Annotated in this window: 19 protein-coding genes; 8 read left to right on the forward strand and 11 right to left on the reverse strand. The window is 70.6% G+C overall.

Translation table 11 applies throughout. From position 1 onward, the window contains the following. Nucleotides 1-63: 63 nt before the first annotated feature. The 5 genes from FHG89_RS15720 to FHG89_RS15740 all read right to left on the reverse strand — a co-directional run bounded on the left by FHG89_RS15720 (nucleotide 64) and on the right by FHG89_RS15740 (nucleotide 4,831). The gene (locus FHG89_RS15720) at nucleotides 64-1,272 is read right to left on the reverse strand and encodes an ABC transporter ATP-binding protein (protein ID WP_139585136.1); all 1,209 of its coding nucleotides are present in this window, start codon (nucleotides 1,270-1,272) and stop codon (nucleotides 64-66) included. 10 nt (nucleotides 1,273-1,282) lie between these two features. Next, nucleotides 1,283-2,119: a carbohydrate ABC transporter permease gene (locus tag FHG89_RS15725; protein ID WP_139585137.1), complete on the reverse strand. Its 837-nt coding sequence runs from the start codon at nucleotides 2,117-2,119 to the stop codon at nucleotides 1,283-1,285. 1 nt (nucleotide 2,120) lies between these two features. Continuing rightward, nucleotides 2,121-3,107, reverse strand: a complete 987-nt coding sequence (locus tag FHG89_RS15730; protein WP_139585138.1) for a carbohydrate ABC transporter permease — start codon at nucleotides 3,105-3,107, stop codon at nucleotides 2,121-2,123. Further along, complete coding sequence (locus FHG89_RS15735; protein ID WP_139585139.1) at nucleotides 3,104-4,390, reverse strand: ABC transporter substrate-binding protein; 1,287 nt, start codon at nucleotides 4,388-4,390, stop codon at nucleotides 3,104-3,106. The genes FHG89_RS15730 and FHG89_RS15735 overlap by 4 nt, the downstream gene beginning before the upstream one ends. 153 nt (nucleotides 4,391-4,543) lie before the next feature. Next, entirely contained in the window at nucleotides 4,544-4,831 is a 288-nt protein-coding gene (locus tag FHG89_RS15740; RefSeq protein ID WP_244295483.1) for a flavin reductase, read from the reverse strand. Nucleotides 4,832-5,069: 238 nt separating this feature from the next. Between FHG89_RS15740 and FHG89_RS15745 the strand changes: the two genes are divergently transcribed. From FHG89_RS15745 to FHG89_RS15765, 5 genes are all read left to right on the forward strand, one after another. Further along, the gene (locus tag FHG89_RS15745; protein WP_139585140.1) at nucleotides 5,070-5,870 is read left to right on the forward strand and encodes a helix-turn-helix domain-containing protein; all 801 of its coding nucleotides are present in this window, start codon (nucleotides 5,070-5,072) and stop codon (nucleotides 5,868-5,870) included. After that, a complete protein-coding gene (locus FHG89_RS15750; RefSeq protein WP_139585141.1) occupies nucleotides 5,864-6,046 on the forward strand; it encodes a DUF397 domain-containing protein in 183 nt (60 codons plus the stop codon). Before FHG89_RS15745 ends, FHG89_RS15750 begins: the two co-directional genes overlap by 7 nt. A 272-nt stretch (nucleotides 6,047-6,318) precedes the next feature. Beyond that, nucleotides 6,319-7,023, forward strand: coding sequence for a VOC family protein (locus FHG89_RS15755; RefSeq protein WP_139585142.1), 705 nt, complete (start codon nucleotides 6,319-6,321; stop codon nucleotides 7,021-7,023). 178 nt (nucleotides 7,024-7,201) lie between these two features. After that, nucleotides 7,202-7,633, forward strand: a complete 432-nt coding sequence (locus tag FHG89_RS15760; protein ID WP_139585143.1) for a RusA family crossover junction endodeoxyribonuclease — start codon at nucleotides 7,202-7,204, stop codon at nucleotides 7,631-7,633. A gap of 47 nt (nucleotides 7,634-7,680) precedes the next feature. Then, the gene (locus tag FHG89_RS15765) at nucleotides 7,681-7,956 is read left to right on the forward strand and encodes a hypothetical protein (RefSeq protein WP_139585144.1); all 276 of its coding nucleotides are present in this window, start codon (nucleotides 7,681-7,683) and stop codon (nucleotides 7,954-7,956) included. A gap of 16 nt (nucleotides 7,957-7,972) precedes the next feature. Here FHG89_RS15765 and FHG89_RS15770 read toward each other — a convergent pair whose 3' ends face one another. The 4 genes from FHG89_RS15770 to FHG89_RS15785 all read right to left on the reverse strand — a co-directional run bounded on the left by FHG89_RS15770 (nucleotide 7,973) and on the right by FHG89_RS15785 (nucleotide 14,179). Further along, nucleotides 7,973-8,758, reverse strand: a complete 786-nt coding sequence (locus FHG89_RS15770; protein WP_139585145.1) for a L,D-transpeptidase family protein — start codon at nucleotides 8,756-8,758, stop codon at nucleotides 7,973-7,975. A 398-nt stretch (nucleotides 8,759-9,156) separates the two neighbouring features. Next, nucleotides 9,157-9,867, reverse strand: coding sequence for an HAD family hydrolase (locus tag FHG89_RS15775; RefSeq protein ID WP_139585146.1), 711 nt, complete (start codon nucleotides 9,865-9,867; stop codon nucleotides 9,157-9,159). 39 nt (nucleotides 9,868-9,906) lie between these two features. Further along, entirely contained in the window at nucleotides 9,907-10,530 is a 624-nt protein-coding gene (locus FHG89_RS15780; RefSeq protein WP_244295484.1) for a TetR/AcrR family transcriptional regulator, read from the reverse strand. Between the two features lie 124 nt (nucleotides 10,531-10,654). Then, on the reverse strand, nucleotides 10,655-14,179 hold the full coding sequence (locus tag FHG89_RS15785) for a DUF4062 domain-containing protein (RefSeq protein ID WP_139585147.1): 3,525 nt from the start codon (nucleotides 14,177-14,179) through the stop codon (nucleotides 10,655-10,657). Between the two features lie 194 nt (nucleotides 14,180-14,373). Here FHG89_RS15785 and FHG89_RS33345 point away from each other — a divergent pair, with 194 nt between their 5' ends. Beyond that, entirely contained in the window at nucleotides 14,374-14,565 is a 192-nt protein-coding gene (locus tag FHG89_RS33345; RefSeq protein WP_208760989.1) for a hypothetical protein, read from the forward strand. Here the strand turns inward: FHG89_RS33345 and FHG89_RS15795 are convergent, their stop codons facing one another. Both FHG89_RS15795 and FHG89_RS15800 read right to left on the reverse strand, forming a co-directional pair. Next, nucleotides 14,566-15,654, reverse strand: a complete 1,089-nt coding sequence (locus tag FHG89_RS15795) for a TolB-like translocation protein (protein ID WP_139585148.1) — start codon at nucleotides 15,652-15,654, stop codon at nucleotides 14,566-14,568. It lies immediately after the preceding gene. Between the two features lie 307 nt (nucleotides 15,655-15,961). Continuing rightward, nucleotides 15,962-18,670: an MGH1-like glycoside hydrolase domain-containing protein gene (locus FHG89_RS15800; protein WP_139585149.1), complete on the reverse strand. Its 2,709-nt coding sequence runs from the start codon at nucleotides 18,668-18,670 to the stop codon at nucleotides 15,962-15,964. Between the two features lie 42 nt (nucleotides 18,671-18,712). Between FHG89_RS15800 and FHG89_RS15805 the strand changes: the two genes are divergently transcribed. Both FHG89_RS15805 and FHG89_RS15810 read left to right on the forward strand, forming a co-directional pair. Beyond that, nucleotides 18,713-20,656 carry an amylo-alpha-1,6-glucosidase gene (locus FHG89_RS15805; protein WP_139585150.1) on the forward strand — a complete coding sequence of 648 codons (1,944 nt, stop codon included), beginning with the start codon at nucleotides 18,713-18,715 and terminating at the stop codon, nucleotides 20,654-20,656. Nucleotides 20,657-20,793: 137 nt separating this feature from the next. Then, nucleotides 20,794-22,128, forward strand: coding sequence for a glycosyltransferase family 4 protein (locus FHG89_RS15810; protein WP_208760990.1), 1,335 nt, complete (start codon nucleotides 20,794-20,796; stop codon nucleotides 22,126-22,128). Nucleotides 22,129-22,187 lie beyond the last annotated feature (59 nt).

Genomic DNA, 22,187 nt, shown 5'->3' on the forward strand with positions numbered 1-22,187 from the left:
TGCGGCGCAGGACACGACGGGGCCGGCGGGCGAAACCCGCCGGCCCCGTCGCGGTGGACGTTGTCAGTCGGCGAGCGCGCCGGCCGCCCGGCCCTCGTGCAGGGTCAGGTTGCGGCCGGTGCTCGGGTCGAACAGGTGGATCTTCTCCAGGTTGAACCAGACCCGGCGGGTCTGCCCCTCGGTGACCGGGGACTCGGCGGACAACCGGGTGACGAGGTTGCCGCCGGCGCCGGCGAAGTCTGCCGCGCCCGCGTCGGCGGCCAGCTCCTCCAGCTCGGCGGCGCTGGCCTTCTCCCCCTCCACGGTGAAGTAGACGTACTTGTCCGAGCCCATCGACTCCACGATGTCGGCGGGCGCCTCGAACTCCAGGCCCCGCCGGCGGGTGTCGTCGTCGACCAGTTCGGCGTCCTCGAAGTGCTCGGGGCGGATGCCGAGGATCAGCTCGCGGGGCGCGTCGGCGGCCTCCAGCTCGCGGCGCACCCGGTCGCCGAGCGGCACGTCACCCAGCGCGGTGTGCAGGCCGCCGTCCTGCACGGCGGCGTGCAGGAAGTTCATCGACGGCGAGCCGATGAACCCGGCCACGAAGAGGTTGCGCGGGTGGTCGTACAGCTCCTGCGGCGGGCCGACCTGCTGCACCGCGCCGCCGCGCATGATCACGACCCGGTCGCCGAGGGTCATCGCCTCGGTCTGGTCGTGGGTCACGTAGACGGTCGTGGTGCCGAGCTGCTTCTGGAGCCGGGACACCACCGTGCGCATCTGCACCCGCAGCTTGGCGTCGAGGTTGGACAGCGGCTCGTCCATCAGGAACGCCTTGGGCTGGCGGACGATCGCCCGGCCCATCGCCACCCGCTGCCGCTGGCCACCGGAGAGGTTGGCCGGCTTGCGGTCCAGCAGGGGCGTCAGCTCCAGCACCTTCGCCGCCTCGTCGACCTTGGCGTTGATGGTCTCCTTGTCGAGCTTCGCCAGCCGTAGGGGGAACGCCATGTTCTCCCGCACTGTCATGTTCGGGTACAGGGCGTACGACTGGAACACCATCGCGATGTCCCGGTCCCGGGGAGCCTTGTCGTTGACCCGCTGGCCGCCGATACGCAGCTCGCCGGAGCTGATGTCCTCCAGACCGGCGATCATGTTGAGGGTGGTGGACTTGCCGCAGCCCGAGGGGCCGACCAGGATCACGAACTCGCCGTCGGCGATCTCCAGGTCGACGTCCTGCACGGCGACGGTCCCGTCCGGGAAACTCTTGCTCACCTTGTCGAGCACGATGTCAGCCATGACTACTCACCTATCCCTTGACTGCGCCGGAGGTCAGGCCGGACACGATGCGGCGCTGGAAGAAGAGGACGAACAGGATGATCGGAACGGTGATCACCACGGCGGCGGCGCAGATCGCCCCGGCGGGGTCCTCGAACTGGGACGCGCCGGTGAAGAACGACAGCGCGGCCGGCACCGTGCGGGACCGCTCGGTGGAGGTCAGCGAGATGGCGAACAGGAAGTCGTTCCAGCAGAAGATGAACACCAGGATCGCGGTGGTGAACAGGCCGGGAGCGGCCAGCGGGGCGATCACCCGGCGGAACGCCTGGGCCTGGGTGGCGCCGTCCATCTTCGCCGCCTTCTCCAGGTCCCACGGGATCTGCTTGAAGAACGCCGACAGCGTGTAGATCGCCAGCGGCAACGCGAACGTGATGTACGGCAGGATCAGCCCCGGCCAGGTGTCGAAGATCTTGAGCTGACGCTCGATCTCGAACAGCGGTGACACGAGCGACACCTGCGGGAACATGGCGATCAGCAGGGACACGCCGACCAGCAGCCGCTTGCCGGGGAAGTCCAGCCGGCTGATCGCGTACGCGGCCATCGCGCCGAGCACCACCGCGATGAGCGTGGCGATCAGGGCGATGCCTATCGAGTTGATCAGCGCCCGGACGAACTGGTCGGTGTCGAAGATCGTCTTGTAGTTGTCAAGCGTCCACTCCCGGGGGATGAACTTCCCGTCGGTGAGGGTGGCCGGCGTCTTGAAGGACAGCGAGGCGATCCACAGGACGGGGACCAGCGCGAAGACGACCACGAGGACGTCCAGCAGACCCCAGCGCAGCTTCGCCCGCGTGGTGGTTTCGACAGCCATCTCAGCGCCTCTCGGAGTCGTCGCTGCCCGGGGCAGCGGTGCCGAACAGCTTCACGAAGACGAAGGCGATGATCGCCACGGTGATGAAGATCAGCACCGACATCGTCGAGCCGATGCCGAGGTTCAAACCCCGGATCAGGTTGTTGTAGGCGAGCATCGACACCGACGACGTCTCGTTGCCGCCGGCGGTCAACACGAAGATGTTGTCGAAGACCCGGAACGCGTCAAGGGTGCGGAACAGCAGCGCGACGAGGATCGCCGGCTTCATCACCGGCAGCATCACCTTCGTGAACTTCTGCCACGCGGTCGCCCCGTCGGTGGAGGCGGCCTTGAGCAGGTCCTCGGGGACCAGCGCCAGCCCGGCCATCAGCAGCAGCGCCATGAACGGGGTGGTCTTCCAGATCTCGGCGAACATGATGATCGCCAGGGAGCTGGCCCGCTCGGTCAGCGGCGCGCCGTCACTGAACAGGTCGGCCAGGTAGCCGGTGCCGGGCGTCCAGGCGTACCGCCAGGAGAACGCGGCGACGACAGTGACGATGCCGTACGGGATGAGCGCCGCGGTCCGCACCAGGCCGCGCCCGACAAGCGTGCGGTGCATGATGATCGCCAGCCCCATGCCGAGCACCAGCTCCACGGCCACGGTGACCACCGTGATCAGCGCGGTCACCCCGAACGCGGTCCACCAGAACTCGTTGGTGAGCACGGTGACGTAGTTCTCCAGCCCGATGAACTCGCGCTGGTCGGGAAAGCGCAGGTCGTAGCGCTGCAACGACAACCAGACCGAGTAGAGGATCGGGTACGCGGTCACCGCCACCATCACCAGCGCGGCCGGCGCGCAGAGCAGCCAGCCGAGCCTGCGTTCGGCCTTCTTGTTCTCGCTCAGCGGCGCCTTGCGGCGTCGGCCGCCGCGCTGGACGGGGACGGTGGCCTGCCGTTCGGTCTTCTCGACGGCGATGTCCGTACCGGTTGGCGTGGCGTTGATGCTCACGGCAGGACCCCCTTGGACTGGAGGGCGTCGGAGATGGCGTCGCGCAGCTCGTCGGCGGTCTGTTGCGGACGGATCGCCGACGGCGGGGACAGGATCGCCGACATGACTGTGGAGATGCTCTGGTAGGCGGGGGTCAACGGCCGGGTTGCCGGGTCCTTCAGCTCCTCCAGGATGGTGTCCTTCATGGGGTACGCCTCGGTCATCTCCGGGTCGTCGAAGACCGCCTCGATGGTCGGCGGGACGCCGTCGTTGATGGCGGAGAACTTCTGGTGCTCGGCGCTTCGCAGGCACCGGGCCGCCTCGAAGGACAGCTCGGGGTGCTTGGAGTACGAGCTGACGGCCAGGTTGACCCCGCCGATGGTGACCTTGCTGGGGGTGCCCTCGTCGACGCCGGGCACGCGGGCCCAGCCGACCTGCTTGGCCAGCTCCGGGTTGGCCTCCTGCAGGGCTGGATACACGAACGGCCAGTTCACCTGGAACGCGCCGGCGCCGGACTGGAACTCCAACCGGACCGGGTCCTCGGTGGCGTTGCTGAACGACGGCGAGGTGACGCCCGACGTGGCGAACTTCTTCAGCTGCTCCAACGCCCGGACGGTGCCGTCGTCCATCACGGCCTGCTTGCCGTCGTCGGAGAGGATCTTCCCGCCGGCGCTCTCGGCCAGGGTGTTGTAGAGCACGACCAGGCCCTCGTACTGGGCGCCCATGGTCAGCACCTGGTGTGGCTTGCCCTGGTCCCTGAGCTGCTCGGCCGCGCTGATCATCTGGTCCCAGGTGGTCGGCGGCTGCGGCACCAGGTCCTTGCGGTACCAGAGCAGCTGCACGTTCGTGTTCTTCGGCGCGGCGAAGAGCTTGTCCTCGTAGCGGGCGGTGTCCAGCGGCCCGGCGAGGGTGCCCTGCTCGACCTCGGCCTTGTCCTGGCCGGTCCACTCCCGGATCCAGTCGGCGCTGGCGAACTCCTGGGTCCACGTGACGTCGAGACCCAGGACGTCCATCCCGGGGTCCTCGGCGGCCAGCCGGCGCACCATCTGCACCCGCTGGTCGTCGGCCTGGCGCGGCAGCACGCGGTATTCGATCTTGTACCGGCCCTGGGCCTGCGCGTTGCAGTCGTCCACGACCTTCTGCAGGTTCTGCTCCGGCGGGTAGTACAGGTTGATCGTCGGCGTACCGCCGCTGTCGTCGCCGGCGCACGCGGCCAGCGGCGCGACAAGCGCCATCGCGGCGGCGGCCGCCCCCAGCCGGACAACCGGCCGACGTCGGTGTCGAGCCGTTTCGGGGTCCGTCATCGCCCTCCCCCTCTCTTCGGCGAAAGACCGGGGAGGGCATCCGTGCCCCGGCGCACGGCGAGTCGATTCCGAGCCGGCAAGCTGCGGAAACTCCGGCCCGGACACTCTGTAGCGGCTACTCTGCCCCAGTCGTGAAGCCGCGAAACCTGGCTGTCACCTCGCCCAGGAGAGGAAGCGCTCGGTCATCCGGGCCGGCGGGTGCTCCGGGTGGAGTTGGGTGAGCTGGTTCGTCGCCTCGTGCATCAGCGTGCCGAGATAGATCAACAGTGCGGTCCGGTTGGTCCGGTACTCGGTGAGCAGGGCGAGCTTGGCCGGCTGACAGGGCCACTCGCTGCCACAGCTCCGGCACCGCCACAGCGGGCGCATGGCGACGTGCGGCACGGGCGGCCGGACCACCATCATCGCCACCGCACAGCGGGCTGCTGCTTCGTCGGGCTCCACACATCGACCTCCTCGCCGGCGGGGAGGGGTCGCTCCCGCAAGGGGGGAGACGGGAGCGACCCCGAGGGCAGGGGCCCGCCGCCGCCACTCCGGCCACCGGCGGACCCGCCACTGGTGACAGTCTGGTGATGACGCGACTACCGTCGATACGTGCTCGCGCCATCCGTGCAGCTCAGCGGTCTAGATGAGCACACATGAGGGACACGCCGAGCCAGACTGAGCGAAGGTTGGGGAATCGATGGGGACCGTCACCGACTACGTGCTGGAAGAGTTGCGTCTGTTCCGAACGGGCTTCGGGCTCAGTCAGGACGACTTCGGCAGGGGCATCGGCTATTCGGGTTCACACGTCAGCTCGGTGGAGACCGGCGGCCGACCGCCCACGAAGGAGTACATGCGGGCGGTCGACACCCAGCACCAGACCGGCGGGCGCTTCCTGCGGATGCTGGACGGGTTGGCCCGGCTCGACGCCGAGCCGGCCTGGCTGCGCGAGTGGATCGAGTTCGAGCGGGAGGCGACCACGCTGCGCTGGTTCGAGTTGGCGTACGTGCCGGGCCTGCTCCAGACCGAGCGGTACGCGCGCGCCACGCTGGCCGGCGGCCGGTTCGACGCCGAGGACGTGGACCGGATCGTCGCCTCCCGACTGGAGCGGCAGGCGATCCTGCACCGCCCGCGCCCGCCGCAGCTCATCGCCGTGCTGGACGAGGCGGTGCTGCGCCGCCCGGTGCTCGACCAGCCGGGCCTCATGGTCGAGCAGTGCGAGCACCTGGCCCAGTTGGCGACGGCGGAGCATATCCAGGTGCACGTCGTGCCGACGGATGCTGGGATGTATCTGGGACTGGCCGGTCAGTTCATCATCGCCGAGATGCCGGACGGTGAGCGGGTGGCTCACGCCGACAACCAGCTCACCGCGCAGTTCGTCGACGCAGCGACCGACGTCGCTAAGCTGGCGAAGACATGGGAGATCGTACGGAACGAGGCGCTCCCCCGCCGGCAGTCAATCGACCTGATCAAGGAAGTGACAAAGTCATGGGCATGCTGACCCCCCAGTGGCGCAAGTCGACCCGGTCCGGCGGCAACGGCGGCTCCTGCGTCGAGGTCGCCGACAACCTGCCGAGCGTGGTGCTGGTACGCGACACCAAGGACCGCGACGGCGGCACCCTGCACGTCGAACCGGCGGCCTGGAAGGCGTTCGTCGACTACGCCAAGCAGCACTGAACGCGAAACCCGGAGACATGCCCCGACCGGCCGCCCGCGCCGATCTTGCAGTTTCGGTCGCCAAAAAGCGTGAAATGCCCCCTACGTTGGGACAGTAAGTGCAAGATCGCGATCAGGCCCGGTCGATCATGGAGTTGTGGTGCCTGGATTGGTGTCTCGCGAGGACTTTGTCACCCACCACGACTCCATGATCGACCCGGGCGTCGAGCGGCACTGACACTGCCGAGCGGCGCTTGCCCCACGGGCACGCACGGACCAGGCATGCTGGAAGCATGATCGCGCGCTTCAAGGACCTCTGCCTGGATGCGACCGACCCGCTCGCCCTCGGTGGCTTCTGGGCCCGGATCCTCGACGGTGACGTGGCCGATGCCGGTGACGACGACACCCGGGTCGACCCGCGCTCCGCGCGCTCGAAAGCCGAGTCGATCTGGGTGAACAAGGTGCCCGAGCCTCGGGTCGGCAAGACCCGCGTACACCTGGATCTGCGCCTGGCCGACGCGGAGCCGGCGGCGCTGCTCGCAGCCGGCGCGCGACTGGTCCGCGAACCGGCCGGTGACGCCACCTGGTGGGTGCTCGTCGACCCGGAGGGCAACGAGTTCTGCGCGTTCGAAGCCCGCGAGGGCACCGGGCCGGGCCCGTTCGAGCTGGTGGTGGACTCGGCCGACCCGGCCGCGCAGGCGACCTGGTGGGCCGGTGTGCTCGGCGGCACGGTCGAGCACGAGTCGACCGTGTCCTCGGTGCTCGGCGCGGCCGGGTTCCCCTGGGACTACTGGGTGTTCGCCGAGGTGCCCGAGCCCAAGACGGTCAAGAACCGCCTGCACTGGGACGTCGCCCTGACCGACCCGGAGCCGATGGCGTTGATCGCGGCGGGCGCGACGCTGCTGCGGGAGCCACTCGACGAGGCGCACTGGTGGTGGGTGCTGGCCGACCCCGAGGGCAACGAGTTCTGCGCCTTCGCACCCCGTCCCACCGGGTGAACGACCGACTACCCAGCGCGGGCGGCGTCCGCTAGCGTTTTCCGCAGCCAGCGCGTTCGCCGCCGCCGTCGACACGCCTCCGGCCGACCCCAGCCTGCCCGATCGGTTGGTAATCGCGGGTTCGTCCCACCGCCGCTCCCCCGGTTCGGCAGGATCGTTCCAACGAGGAGGTGCCGTCGTGCGGGACACCCGCGCTCTCGCCCTGACGTTCGAGGTGAGCGGCCTGCCACCGGTCAAGACCGAAGCGTTGTCCATCTTCGCCGCCGGGCACCGGCAGGCGACGAGGGTCCGCACCCTGCTCCAGGCCGCCCTGACGGCGGCCCAGCGCACCGGCTGGACGCCGTTGCCCGGGCCCGTCGAGGTCGATCTGGTGCTGCGCTGCCCGCCCGGGCACCGCACGTCCGACGCCAGCACCCTGCTCGGCGGCGTCTGTGCGGTGTTGCAGGACAAGAAGCGCGTGTCGAGCATCGGCCTGGCCCACCTCGGCGTCCTGGTGGACGTCGCCCTCTACGACGACGACCGGCAGATCCGCCGGTTGTCGTACCACGAGGAGCCGGCGGAGGACTTCTCGTACCAGGTGCGGGTCGCCGCCGTACCGACCGGGGTTTGACCGACGTCCGCGATGGGGTATCGCGGACGCCGACGAAGGGAGCACCGATGTCGGAGCCACATGTCACGCTCGACCCGCGCGGGCTCGACCCCGTGCAGCAGAAGCTGCGCGGCCCGCTGGAGGACCAGCTGACCTCGGCGCTCCAGGCGGCCATCGACCGGGTCCGCGGCGACTACGCGGGCGAGCCGGTCGAGCAGGTCTGCCAGCGACTGCTGGACGAGACGCGGTCCGGGCTGCATCCCGACATCGCGGCCGGGTTCAACCCGGACATGGACGAGTTCTGCCGGGTGGCGGTGGCGATCGTCCGCGGCGACGGCTCCTGAGCGCGGGGCCTCGCGGTCAGTACCTGCCGATCCGCCCGTACGGGCCGAGCATGATCCGCGGTGACAGCGCCGGGTCCAGCCAGGCCAGCACGTCGACGAGGTGGTCGTGCGCGAGGGCGACGCAGCCGGCGGTGGCGTTACCGCCGCTGGTGCTGAACTCGTGCAGGAAGATGCCGCTGCCCGCGTTCGGGATCGGCGTCGGCACGTTCGGCGGCATGTTGTAGGTGATCACCGCGAAGTGCGTGTACGCGGGAGTCTCCTGCCACAGCGCCTCGCTGGCCCCGCCCGGGTTGGTCGAGCTGTGCTGGAAGGTGTTGTACAGCGGGGACGACGGGTTCTCGTTCCACCAGTCGCCGCTGACCAGCCGGTGGTACGGATACCGCACGCCGGGGTTCGCGGCGATGCCGTACATCGTCGGGCCGATCGAGTAGACACCGGTGGGGGTGGTGGGCACGCCCTCCACGTGGTTGTCGCTGAACCCCTGGGAGCCGATCCGGGCCGGCATCGGCGCCGCGGCCGGCTGCCAGCGGCGGTTGACCCGCACGTACGCCTCAAGGGTGGCGTAGGTGGTGGTGAAGCTGGTGGCGCTGACGATGATCGCCTGCCGCGTCTGGGCCGGCAGGATGGCCAGCCGGGCCGCCAGTCTGTGGTTCGGCGGAGTCGGCACGCGCGGATTGGATATCGAGGCCCGGCCCACGGCCGGCGCCGACGGTCTGCCCGCGCCGAGCGCGGGGATCGTCGGGGCGAGAGCCGCCGGCAGCGCCAGGCCCGCAGCGCCGAGCAGGAGATTTCTGCGCTTCATGCCGCCCATCCTGACAACTGACTGGTGTGTTGGTCTGCCCCGTGGCCGGCCGGCAGCCGGATCAGGACCGGGTCCGCAACTACCCGGCCCTGACCCTCGGCTGTCCGGCATGGGAGCGGACAGCTCCGGCACCCTGCCGCGCGGGCGTGGCACGACGCCACGCGCGGGTGACCGGCGATCCGACCGCCGCGCACTCAGCTCCACGGTGCCCCTCGCCGAACGCCGGCGCGCCCCGGCACACCCCGAAGGACCGTGAGCGCCGGCCCAGGTTAGGCGGGCTCCGGCGGGCCGGACAAGCCTTGTCGGACGTCCGGCGGCGTGACTGATCTCAAGGTGAAAAACAGGCATGTCGGCGTAACGCGACCATGATCGCGGACGCTGTTTCGGGTGCGGAACCCTCAGAAGTGCCGCAGCAGGTCCCGGAACGCGGCGAGCCGCAGCACGCCGTCATCGGTCGGATCCAGTTCGTCGTCCTCGAGCACCCAGGTGTTCTCGTTCGGGATGAACACCGCGTTCAACCCGGCCGCCCGGGCCGGCAGGATGTCCGACCTCGGAGAGTTGCCGATCATCCAGGCACAGTCGGGCGTGAAGCCGTGCTCCCGGGCCAGCCACCGGTACGTGTCGGCGTTCTTCTCCGCGACGATGTGCGCCGCGGAGAAGTGGTGCAGCAGGCCGCAGGCGTCCAGCTTGCGCTGCTGCTCCGTCCGGTCCCCTTTGGTCAGCAGCAGCAGCTCGTGCCGGCCGGCCAGCTCGTCGAGCGCGTCGGCCACCCCCGGCATCAGTTCCACCCGGTGTTCGACGAGCGCCAGGGCCAGCCGGTCGATCTCCTGACGTTCGGCGTCGGTGGCCGGTCGCTCACGCAGCCGCTCCAGGCAGTCCGCGAGGCTGCGCAGGAAGACCTTGCTGCCGTACCCGTGCGCCACCGTGTTCGCCCGCTCGATGTCGTCGAGGACGGCTCGCAGTTGCGCCCGGTCCAGGGTGGGATGGTCGAGCCAGGCCAGGAAGTCGTCGATCACCCGCTCGAAGACGACGTTGTTCTCCCACAGGGTGTCGTCCGCGTCGAAGATCAGCACCTGCGCCCCTCGACGGGCCGTCCCGTCCACCGTCATGCCGCCCCCTCGCGATCATGCCCATTGCGGTCCGGAACTCTAGGGCATGTCGGCCGACGCACCCAGTGAGTTCCCGCCCGCCGGGCAGGGCCACCGCAGCAACCGTTGGGCGATCATCGCCTCCCGCTCCTCCTGCCCCTCGGGTCGCAGCCGGCCGCCCCGGGTGAGCATCACCACGCCGTGCAACAGGCTCCAACCCACCTCGGCGAGGGTGTCCGGATCCCGCCCCTCGGCGAGCGGGGCCAGGGCCGCCCGCAGCTCCGTGAAGACCGCGCGCGGCGCGGCCGGCACACCATCGACGCCGAGGGCCAGGTCGGGGGTCAGCGCGAGCATCGCGTCGTAGACCTCCGGATTCGCGTACGCGAAGTCGAGGTACGCGGCCGCGACCGCCGGCCAGGCGCCCTCGGGTTCGTCTGTGGCATCCGCGTGCGCCTCGGCGAGATCGGCGGCCAGATCGGCGAAGGCGCACACCGCGACGGCGGCGAGCAGCGCCTCCAGATCGGCGAAGTGCCGGTAGACGTCCCCGATGTCGATCTCGGCCCGCTCGGACAGCCGGCGGGTGCTCACCCCCGCCCAGCCCTCCGTCTCAGCCAGCTCTCGCGCGACCCTGACGATGAGGTCGCGCCGGTCCTGTTCGGTGGCCTTCTCGGCAGGTCCGGGCACGCGTACGAGCGTAGAGGCGAACACGTGCCGCAGCCGTCCGGTGACAGATTGGTGACTGCTCTGGACCGGTGCCGTGCTCACCGGAGGCACCCATGCCCACCGCGCTGAGGCCCCGACAACGGGGTCAGCCAGCGCCGGTCTCCTCATCCGGTCCGGGATCGCGCAGTTCGGCGACGATCGCTTCCGCCAGCGTGACCGCCACCGAGAAAACCACCCGCGGATAGTGGGCGCGGTGCTTCGCCAGCCAGTACCTGTTGATGACCTCCACGAGGGCGGCGACGACCTCGTCGGCCGGACGGGCCAGCGCGGCACGGATATGACCCGCCCAGGCGGGGTTCGCGAGTGCTTCGTTCATCAGACGTTCCGTGGTGTCGAAGTCGGAACGTTCCAGTCGTTGGAGCTCAGCATGCCCCTGCTCCACGAGAGTCGCGGCCATCACCGCACCGACCCGCTCCTCCAGGACACTGCGGAGTTGTGCCGCGACCTCCAGGTGCGCGCTCCCGTCGGCACCGACGATGGACCTGGCGATCGCGGTGAGCCACCCCGTCCAGTCGCCGTCCGGTTGGGGCCAGGTCTCGGCGATCGACGCGTCGACGCCTGACCGCCGGATGTACGGCCGGAGGAAGGCCAGGCCGAACCGGGTGTACGAGGCGAGGAAGTCGTTGAACGCGGGCTCCCACTCGAAGGAGCCGACGTCGCCGGCCTCGATGTGGGGCACCGCCTCACCCAGCACCTCGAGCCGCGCCACCGCCGTGGCGACCTCCTCGACGTCGTGAAACCCCGGCCCGTCCCCCCAGGCCGCCCGATAGGCGAGCAGCGCGTACGTGCGCGCCTCGTCGGGGCGACCGAGCAGGACGAGGCTGTCGGCTATGTACCCCGGCTGGCGCAGCCACGGCTCCAACCGCGTCTCGATCGCCGTGGCCTCCTCGAGGACCAGCGGGGCCTCGGGCCGGCGCAGCGCGGCCAGCGCCCAGGCCACGCGCGCTGTGCTGTGCGGGCGCCCGATATCGCGATACAGCCGCGCCATGTCGTTCGCCGCGTCCAGGGCGACCTCCAACTCGCCGGTACGCGTCGCGAGATCGAATCGGAGTTCGAGCAGATCGAGCCGGTAGTAGATGGACCGCTCCATCGACCCGGCACGGTCGAGGTCCTCGAAGGTGAGTGTGCCCAACCTGAGCCGCAGGTAGAGGTCCACCATGTCCAGACGTTCGACGAAGTGGCGGTCGTAGGGATTGGCGGGCAAGGCCCGCGCCCCGGTCACGAGCGCTGCAACCGGTTCCAGATCGCCCGTTCTCAGCGACTCCTCGGCCCGCTGAGCGAGGATCCGCGCCCGGTCTCCTCCGTCCTCACCGGTCGCCTTCATGAGCCGCTCCAGGAGCTCCAGCGCCCGAGCCGAGAGGGCGAAGCGGTTCAGTTCCCTCATGTACCCCGCGATGTTGCTGAGGTAGATCCCCACCCTGATCGGGTCGCGCTCCGCCAGCGCCGACGTGACCGACCTCTCGTGGTACGCGAGTCCGTCGGCCACATTGCCCAGCGCCGCACACGCCTCCATGAGGTAGTCCTGGCACCAACTCTCGGGACCGTCAGCCAGCGGTTCGAGGAGTTCGACGACTGTGGCGAAGGCGCCCAGGTCGAGTAGCTGGGGAAGGTGGCCACCGATGCCCCGCAGCGCCGCCTCGGTCTGACCGGCGTCGACCAGGGCCCGGAAGGCGGTGATCGCGGGAGCGAGATCCTCGACCGTGCGGATCTCGGCGGGCGGATGCCAGGAGGCGAAGTGGTCGATGATCCGGTTGGACACGTCCAGCCGGCCGTCGACGTCGATGCCCTCGTGAGCGGCGGCCCGGATGACCGGATGCAGGTCGTACCTGTTGGCCACCCGGTCCCACCAGAGGAGCCCTCGGTCCTCGAGGTCCCGGAGGGCCTTCTCCAGTTCGACGAGGGCGAGGCGGGTCTCCCGTGAGGCGGCCCACCGGCGCATCTCGTCGGCGTGGGCGCGGGCAGCGGCGCCCGTCAGCTCACGAGCCTGGGCGTCCCACCGGTCCCGCGCGCCGAGGGCCTCCGCCCGCTCCGGCCCGGGTGGCATCCACGTCAGGATCGGGCGGGGCCCGAGCGAGCTGAGGTCGGGAGGCTGACGTCGGGGCTTGCCCGGAAGGAACGGGTTGAGATCCTGCACGAGGTCCCAGTCCGCGGCGCTGGACAGGGCGGACAGGTATCGCAGGACACGGGCGCTCGCCTGGTCCAGGTTCTTGAGGGCGGCCGCCACGACATGCGCCCGCCGGTGTACGAACTCCTGCTCGGAGAGCCGGAAGCTACCCCCGTGCAGCGGGTCCTCGCTCCAGGCGTCGAAGTCACCCGGCGCGCGCCGGTAGTTGTTCACCAGGCCGACGACGATCTCGATGACCAGCGGGTGGTAGTCGAGCTTGCTGAAGAAGCGGGTCACCACCTCGGGGTTGCCGGTCACGCCGAGGTCTGCGACGAGCGTGGCGGTGGAGTCGGGACCGAGACCGCCCAGCTTCTGCACGGTGACGCCGGCGGTGGGTCGACCCCCGGAACCGAGCAACGCGTCCGGAGTCAGCCGTGTGGTGATCAGAATCCGTGACGGTTTCGCCCGGGATAGCCGGGCCAGAAGATCGTAGGCCGCGACATCGACGATGGCGTTGGGCCGGTGGTGTCCACTGCGGGCAACGTCCTCGTCGGTCACCTTCGAGGGATCCAGTTGGTGGTACGCCTGGGTGAGCCGTTCCACCCCGTCGAGGACCAGGAGGTACGGCCCCGACGCCAGCACGTCCTCGACCTCCGCTACGAGCTGGCTCGACGTCAGGGTGCTGGTGTCCCGCTCCGGCCGGGCATAGGCGAGGAACTCCACGATGAAGTGCGTGACCGACGACGACCCCTCGTAGAAGCTCCACCAGAACCGGCCGGCCCAGCGCGGAGCCGCACTGACGGCGCTGCCCGTCAACCACGTCCAGGCCAGTGCCGACTTGCCTGTGCCACCGATGGCCTCCAGCACTCGTACCGGCCCGCTCTCGCCACCACACCAGTCATCGAGTTCAGCGAGTTCTCCGGCTCGGCCGGTGAAGTGTGCCGCCCCCGTGTAACTGGGATAGGCGACGAGATTCGGAGCGCGGCGCGCGGCATAGCGTTCGGTCGTGGCCCAGGATTCGGAATTGACGAGGTTGTCGCGCTCGCGCATGAGAGAGACCGCGAGGTCCGCCTGAAAGTCGCCGACGTCTCCGAAGCGGTCGACGGTGTGTTTGGATGACACCCGGTCGACGAATACCCGGACCGCCGTCCGGTCCTCGTCGGACCGGTCGAGTTCCTTTGGTGGCCAAGGGTGATCCGGGTCGACCACGAACACGAGGACCCGCAGTCCGCCGTCGGTGGCCCAGTCGTATTCGACCTCCGTGTACGACCTCGTCTCGCCCGGCGGCCGCGACCCGTACCGGTGCCCGATCAGGAGCAACAGCACGTCGCTGCCCGTCACGCCCGCTCGGCAGACCTCGAGCGGGGGCGGCGCCTGGGCACCGAAATCCTCCATGTAGACCGGCTCGAAGCCGACCCGGGAAGCCATCTGAATGGCGGCACTTCGGTATTGACTCAGGTAACCCTGAGCGCTGCTGATGAACAACCGCGGTCGCCGGCCCGTCATGCCAACCACGGTAGTTGGCCGCGTACAGCGTGGTTCAGCCTGGCTTCAGTCGGAAGTTCCGGAAATCCGGTCGACCGGGCCACCCGTCCGGGCCGTCCCGGGTGGCCCGACAATCAACCACGGACGATATCTGGGAGTTCCGCACCAGCCGTGTCGGCCGCAATTCGGCGACGCAGAGAGGTCGCGCGTCGCATGTGCGACAGCTTCTCGGGGTTGCGGACGGCGTAGAGCCCGGTGACGAGGCCGTCGTCGATGCGCAGCGTCAGGACCGTGTCGAGTTCGCCGTCGACGGTGGAGGCAGGTTCATCGTGCTCAACGCGGTGTACCTCGCGCTGGCCGCCTACGTGGCCTGGGGACGACTCGGGCCCGAGCCCTGCACCGGGTGACTACACCCGCGCCCCCGGGACGAGGACGGTCACCGCCTCGGGGAACGTCGTCACCACACGGCGGGTGTCGTGGCGCGGGTCGACGACGATCAACTCGGTGCCGCCCGTGGTCGAGCGCAGCAGCGCGACACCGTCGGCCACCACGCCCAGACAGAGCTGCCGCCCGCCGGTGGAGGGGATCTCGACCCTGGTCATCGGGGCTCCCGATGTCACGTCCACGCCCAGCAGCGCCACCGACGGTGCCACCAGCGGCCCCTCCGGAAGGTCGGCCGGGACCAGGTCGGGCCGGCCCACCTCCATCCAGATGGTCGGCGGGTCTCCGCCCGTGCGCCAGAGGGCGACCATCGGGCCCACCGCCTCGCCCGGCCTGAGCTGACCGGACCCGATCACGGTCAGGTTCCGGGACGAGCCGGTGAGCACGTCGCGAAGGGAGAGCGTCAGGTCCTGCGTCGCGGAGACGCTCTCCAGTGGGTTCGCGTCGTACACCGCCAGCTCCCGGCCGGCGATGAACGCCACCTCGCCGCCGAGGGCGGACAGCGGCAGACCCAGGAGGCGTACGTCGCCGCCGGGCAGCGCCATGGTGGCGAAGGCCCGACCGGCGGCGCTCGGCTCGGCGAGCAGCACCGACCGGGCGTCAGTGGACCAGAGCCAGAACTCGTACCCGGCCGCCACCTCGTACTCCGCCGTGCCCGACAGGTCCCGGATCCGCCACCGACCGTCGCGCTCGGCGGCCAGCCAGCGCCCGTCGGGTGACAGTGACAGGTTCAGCGGGCCGGTGTCGGCGGGGGTACGCCCGATCCGGAACTGCTCACCCGACCGCGTCACCAGGTAGACGTCGTTCTGCTCGAACGAACGGCTGCCGGGGTCGTACCTGCCGGTGCTGATCTTCCGGTGGTAGATCAGCGCGCCCGGACCCGCCGCACGGTCGGTCGGCAGGTCCGTCACCCGCGTCGGCTCCGGCAGGTGGGCCGGCAGATCGGTGAACACCTCCCCAACTCCGGCAGCCACCGGGCGCAACGGTTCCTCCCGCTCGGCCACCGCGACCCGCCACCCGACCACGCCCGCCGCCACCAACACGACGATCACCACGCCCGCCGCCGCCATCGTTCGCGATCGCCGCCGCGCCGGTGGCGGAACCGCTTGCGCCGATGCCTCCGCAGAATCCATGGCGGTGCCCCCGTTTCCGGGCGGCTACCCGCCCACGCAGAGCGAAGCGGACCTCGCCGGTCAGGTCAACGAGTCAGCTCGATCCGTCACCCGACCTAGACCGGATCGAGATCAGGAACGGTCACCCACAGACCGATTCGTCGTCGGCGGAGCCGACCCCGCCACCCGCACAGTCAGTCCAGCTCATCGCCGCTCCCTCTGCCTCGGTATCCGGTGCCCCCCGAGGACGTCAGCGGCGCAGGGTGAGGATCAGGTCGGCGACCAGGGCCGTCCAGCCGGTCTGGTGCCACGCGCCCAGCCCTGCCCCGTTGTCCCCGTGGAAGTACTCGGGGAAGGCGACCAGGTCCCGCCAGTCCGGGTGGGTCTGGAAGATGCGGCACGCGCCGTAGATCGGCCGTCGCCCCCAGTCGTCCTGGGTGAACAGCGAGATCAGTCGGGCGGACAGGTCGTTGGCGATCTCGTCCAACGTCCGCTTCACACCGGAGCGGGTCGGATACTCCACCTGGAGGTCGTCGCCGAAGAACGCCGCGTAGTCGCGCAACGCGCTGATCAGCAGGAAGTTCGTCGGCATCCAGATCGGCCCGCGCCAGTTGGAGTTGCCGCCGAACAGGCCGCTGGTGGACTCGGCCGGCTCGTACCCGACGGAGAACTCCTGCCCGCCGAGGGTCACCGAGAACGGCTTGTCCAGGTGGGCGCGGGACAGCGTACGCAGCCCGAAGTCGGACAGGAACTCGTCGGAGTCGAGCATCCGGGCGAGCAACCGGACCACCTGCTCCGGGCCGACCATGGACAGCAGTCGCTGCTGGCGCCCGTCGGGGCCGAGCCGGCGGGTGCCGATCACCTGGGCGTACTCGGGGCGGTTGGTGAGGAACCAGCGCAGCCGGGCACCCAGCTCCGGCAGGCGGTGCAGGGTCTTCGCGGTGAGCCGGGTGGTGGCGGCCAGCGGCAGCAGCCCGACCACCGAACGGACCTTCAGCGGCACCTTCGTGCCGTCGGCGAGGCGCAGCACGTCGTAGAAGAAGGCGTCCTCGTCGTCCCACAACCCCTGCTCGTACGCGGCGGCGGCGATGTACGCGAAGTGCTCGAAGAACTTGGTGGCGGTGTCCACCCACGTCCGGTCGTGTTCGGCAAGCACGATCGCCATGTCCAGCAGGTTGAGCGCGTACATGGCCATCCAGCCGGTGCCGTCGGACTGCTCCAGCACACCGGCCACCGGCAGCGCCGCCGAGCGGTCGAACGGCCCGACGTTGTCCAGCCCGAGGAAGCCGCCCTCGAACACGTTGTTGCCGCCGGTGTCCTTGCGGTTGACCCACCAGGTGAAGTTGAGCAGCAGCTTGTGCATCACCCGGCCCAGGAACTCGAAGTCCCGACCGCCGTCGATCTCGAAGACCTTCAGCGCCGCCCAGGCGTGCACCGGCGGGTTCACGTCCCCGAACGCCCACTCGTACGCCGGGATCTGCCCGTTGGGGTGCAGGTACCACTCGCGCAGCAGGAGCAGCAGTTGGTCCTTGGCGAAGCCCGGGTCGACGCGGGCGATGCTCACGCAGTGGAAGGCCAGGTCCCAGGCCGCGTACCAGGGGTACTCCCACGGGTCGGGCATGGAGATAACGTCGAAGCTGGTCATGTGCCACCAGGCGCTGTTGCGCCCGTGCCGGCGCCCGGCCGGCGGGGGCGACGAGCCGGGATCGCCCTCCAGCCAGCGTTTGACGTCGAAGTGGTAGAACTGCTTGCCCCACATCAGCCCGGCGATGGCCTGCCGGGCGACCAGCGCCTCGTCGGGCGTGGCGGCCGGCGGGATCACCCCGGCGAAGAAGCGGTTCGCCTCGGCCCGGCGGGCCCACACCACTGCCTCGAACCCCGCGCCGAGGTCGGCCGGGGGCGGCGGGGTGGCGGCCGGTGGCGACGCGGTACGGGTCAGCCGCAGCCGGATCTGCCGCTGCCCACCGGCTGGCACGTCGAGCACGTAGTGCAGCGCGCCCTTGGTGCCCTCCCGGGCCGGGTTGACGGTGGCCGCGCCGTTGACCACGTGGTCGTTGATGCCGTCCTTCGGGTACGCCGAGCGGCCGGGCAGTCCCCAGAGCCGCTCGGCGTTCGTGTCGTTGTCGCAGAGCAGCGGCACCGGGTCACCGTCGCCCTCCAGCAGCAACTGGCCGAGCACCCGGTGCTCACCGACCAGCCGGGCGCCCTCGCCGGTCAGCCGGGGAATCCGGTCGCCCCCGGGCAGGCCCCAGGACCAGGTGTTGCGGAACCACAGGGTGGGCAGCACGTGCAGCGTGGCCGCCCGGTCGCCCCGGTTGGCCACGGTGATCACCATGCACAGGTCGGTCGGGGACGCCTTGGCGTAGTCGACGGTCACCGCCCAGTACCTGTCGTCGTCGAAGATCCCGGTGTCCACCAGCTCGTACTCGGTGTCGTCCCGGCCGCGCAGCGCGTTCACCGCGACAAGCTCGTCGTACGGGAAGGCGGCCTGCGGGTAGTGGTAGCGCCAGCGCATCCAGGAGTGCGTCGGGGTGCTGTCGAGATACCACCAGTACTCCTTGACGTCCTCCCCGTGGTTGCCGCCGTCACCGCCGAGGCCGAACATCCGCTCCTTGAGGATCGGGTCCTTGCCGTTCCAGAGCGCGAGGGCGAACGCGAAGGTCTGTCGGTCGTCGCAGACGCCCGCCATCCCGTCTTCGTTCCACCGGTAGGCTCTGGACCGCGCGTGGTCGTGCGGGAAGTAGTCCCAGGCCGTACCGTGCTCGCTGTAGTCCTCCCGTACCGTCCCCCACGCCCGTTCGGACAGATAGGGACCCCATGCGCGCCAATCCTGCTCACCCGAGTCGGCCTGGGCGAGCCGGAGCCGCTCAGCGTCGGGTGGCGGGGCGTCGGAGGACGAACGGTCAGTGATCACGTGCACATCTTTGACGCCGCCGCGGTACTTGACCACAGCGGCCATTCTCGTCGTGGCGTGTTACACCCCGCCGCCGGTGGAGGAAAGTTGATCGACATTCACTTCGGCCCGCAGGTCTGTGGCGATCTGGGCAGCGCGGCGAGCCGGGAATGGCTGGTGCCCGACGGTGTCGGCGGGTACGCGATGGGCACCGTCGGCGGCCTGCGCACCCGCCGCTACCACGGTCTGCTGGTGGTGCCCGGCGAAACTCCCGCGTCCCGCCAGGTGGGACTGGTCAGCCTGGATCCGGCGGTCACCCTGCCGTCCGGCGCCCGGGTGCGGCTCGGCGCGCACGAATGGTCCTCCGGCGTCGTGGACCCGCGCGGCTTCGAGTTGCTGGAACGCTTCGACCTGGTCGACGGGCTGCCCCGGTGGCGGTGGCGGATCGGCGCCGTGGTGATCGAACGGGAGCTGGCCATGCTGCCGGGCCGCTCCTGCGTGGCGGTGGTGCACCGGCTGATCGCGGGTGGTCCGGTCCGGCTGGAGCTGTCCGCCGCCTGCACCTGGCGGGACGCGCACGGCGAACGGCGTGCCGACGGCCCGACACCCCAGGTCGAGGCGGTGGCCGACGGCGCGGTGGTCGAGGGGGCGTACCGGCTGGCCGGCCCGGGCTGGGCGCCCGAGGGGCAGTGGTGGCTGGGCGTGCACCACCGGGAGGAGGCCCACCGGGGCCTGCACCCCGACGAGGATCTCTGGTACGCGGGACGCTTCACCGGCGAGCTGGAACGCCCCGGTGACACCGTGTCGGTGCGCGCCTGGGCGGGCCGGCTCGACGAGGAGCCGCCGAGCGCCACGGAGATCGTGGCGACGGCCCGGCGGCGCAACCGGCAGGTGGTGGCGACGGCCCAGTCCGCCGACCCGGTCGACGCGACCCTCGCGCTGGCCGCCGACGCGTTCGTGATCCGTCCCGGCGGCGCGGCGGTCGACGTGGTGGCCGGGTACCCGTGGTTCGGCGCCTGGTCGCGGGACACGATGATCTCGTACGAGGGGTTGTTCCTCTGCACGAACCGCGCCGACGAGGGTCGGGAGCTGCTGCGGTCGTACGCGGCGACGCTGTCCGAGGGGATGCTCGCCAACACGGCCGACACCGGGCGGGTGGAGTACAACACCGTCGACGGCACGCTGTGGTTCCTGCACGCGGTGAGCCGGCACGTGACGGTCACCGGCGACACCGATCTCGGCGACGAGCTGCTGCCGGCGCTGCGCACGGTCGTCGACGCGCACGTGGCCGGCACCCGCTACGGGATCGCCGTCGACCCGGCCGACGGGCTGCTCGCCCAGGGCGCCCCGGGCACCGCCCTGACCTGGATGGACGCCCGGGTGTACGGGGTGCCGGTCACCCCGCGTACCGGCAAGCCGGTCGAGGTCAACGCGCTGTGGATCAACGGGCTGGCCGGGCTCGCCGAGTTGACCGAGCTGGCCGGGCAGGACGCGGCCGAGCTGTGGCGGCGGCACGGGCAGGCGGTCGCCTCGTTCCGGGACCGGTTCCCCGCCCCGACGGGCTGGCTGCACGACGTGCTGGACGCGCCCGCGCCGGCGTACCCGCTGGGTGGCGCCGCCCTGCACGACGACGACGCGCTGCGCCCGAACCAGCTGCTGGCGTGGTCGTTGCCGTTCGCGCCGCTGGAGCCCGACGAGCAGACACTGCGGCGGGTGGCGGCGGGGCTGCTCACCCCGCTCGGGCTGCGCAGTCTCGCCCCGGATTCGCCCGAGTTCGTGGGCCGGCACCAGGGCGGTCCCGCCGAGCGGGACGGCGGTTATCACCAGGGCACGGTGTGGCCGTGGCTGCTCGGCCCGTACGTGGACGCGTGCCGCCGGAGCAAGATGTCGGTCGATGACGTATTCATCGGCATTGAGGCCCATCTGACCGAATATGGGCTAGGATCGGTAAGCGAGACGGCCGACGGCCTCGCGCCGCACTCCGCGACCGGCTGCCCCTTCCAGGCATGGTCGGTGGCCGAGCTGCTGCGGGTACGCCGAAAGGGCCAGTAGCGCTTTACACGACCGCAACGGCGGTGTCGCCGCTGGTTATCTCGGCCCCGGCAGGATTGGCCCCGATCCAGACGCGACGGCGACACCGACTCCGGTGTCGGTCGGCGCGCGCCCGGGGACAACTCAAAGGGGGCCGCATGTCACCCGACGCCCACGTGATCGACATCCACCCCGCCCGACACCTGCGGGTGCTGATGCTCTCCTGGGAGTATCCGCCGGTGCTCGTCGGCGGCCTCGGCCGACACGTGCACGCCCTCTCCGTCGCCCTCGCCGCCGCCGGCCACGAGGTCACAGTCGTCACCCGCCACAGCGACGGCGCACCCCTGGAGGAGTACGCCGACGGCGTGCGCATCCTGCGCGCCCCCGAGGACCCCGTCACCTTCCCCCTGGTCACCAGCTCCCTGCTCGCCTGGACGATGGCCTTCAACCACACCCTCACCCGCACCGCCCTGCGCGCCACCGAAGCCGGCTCGTACGACGTCATCCACGCCCACGACTGGCTCGTCGCCCACACCGCCATCACCCTGCGCGACCACCTGGACCTCCCGCTCGTCACCACCATCCACGCCACCGAGGCCGGCCGGCACCAGGGCTGGCTGCCCGAGGAGATGAACCGCACCATCCACGGCGTCGAACACTGGCTCAGCGGCTCGTCCACCCGCGTGATCACCTGCTCGGGGTACATGCGCGACCAGGTCACCACCCTGTTCGACCTGCCGGCCGCGCAGGTCGACGTGGTGCCCAACGGGGTCGACGACCGCGCCTGGCGGGCGCGGCCGCGTGCGGTCGCCTCGGCCCGCGCCCGGTTCGCCAGCAGCGGCCCGCTGGTCGGGTACGCCGGGCGGCTGGTCTACGAGAAGGGGGTCCAGCATCTCGTGCACGCGCTGCCCCGGCTGCGCGAGGAGCACCCCGGGCTGCGCGTGGTGATCGCCGGCGACGGCCCGTACCGCGCCGAGTTGGAGGCCCAGGCCCGCCGGCTGGCGCTCAGCTCGACCGTCCGCTTCACCGGCTTCCTCGACGCCACCCAACTGCCCGCGGTGCTCGGCGCCACCGACGCGACAGTGGTGCCCAGCCTCTACGAACCGTTCGGCATGGTGGCGCTGGAGGCGGCGGCCGCCGGCGCGCCCCTCGCCGTGGCCCGCACCGGCGGCCTCGCCGAGATCGTCGAGCCCGGCGTGACAGGTGTGACGTTCCCGCACAGCGACCCGGACGCGCTCGCCGGTGCGGTCGGTCAGCTCCTCGGCGACGAGGTCTTCGCCCGCCGGGTGGCCCGCAGGGCCCGCACCATGGTCGGCGAACGGTACGGCTGGGCCACGATCGCGGCGCGCACCGCCGCCAGCTACGCCAGCGCACGCCGGGAGCACGGCCCCCTCCAGGCCCGGCGTGCCGCCGCCCAACTTGCCGGCGGACGTACCCGGATCGCCATTCCGGACGGCAATCTGCTCGCCGCCGTCGACCACGCCGCCTGCTGAGGTTACGTCAGATGACCTATAGGTGACTTCCGATCCGCTGGTTAGGGTGTAGCCCGGAC

It is taken from the genome of Micromonospora orduensis (assembly GCF_006228125.1).
Taxonomy (GTDB): Bacteria; Actinomycetota; Actinomycetes; order Mycobacteriales; family Micromonosporaceae; genus Micromonospora; species Micromonospora orduensis.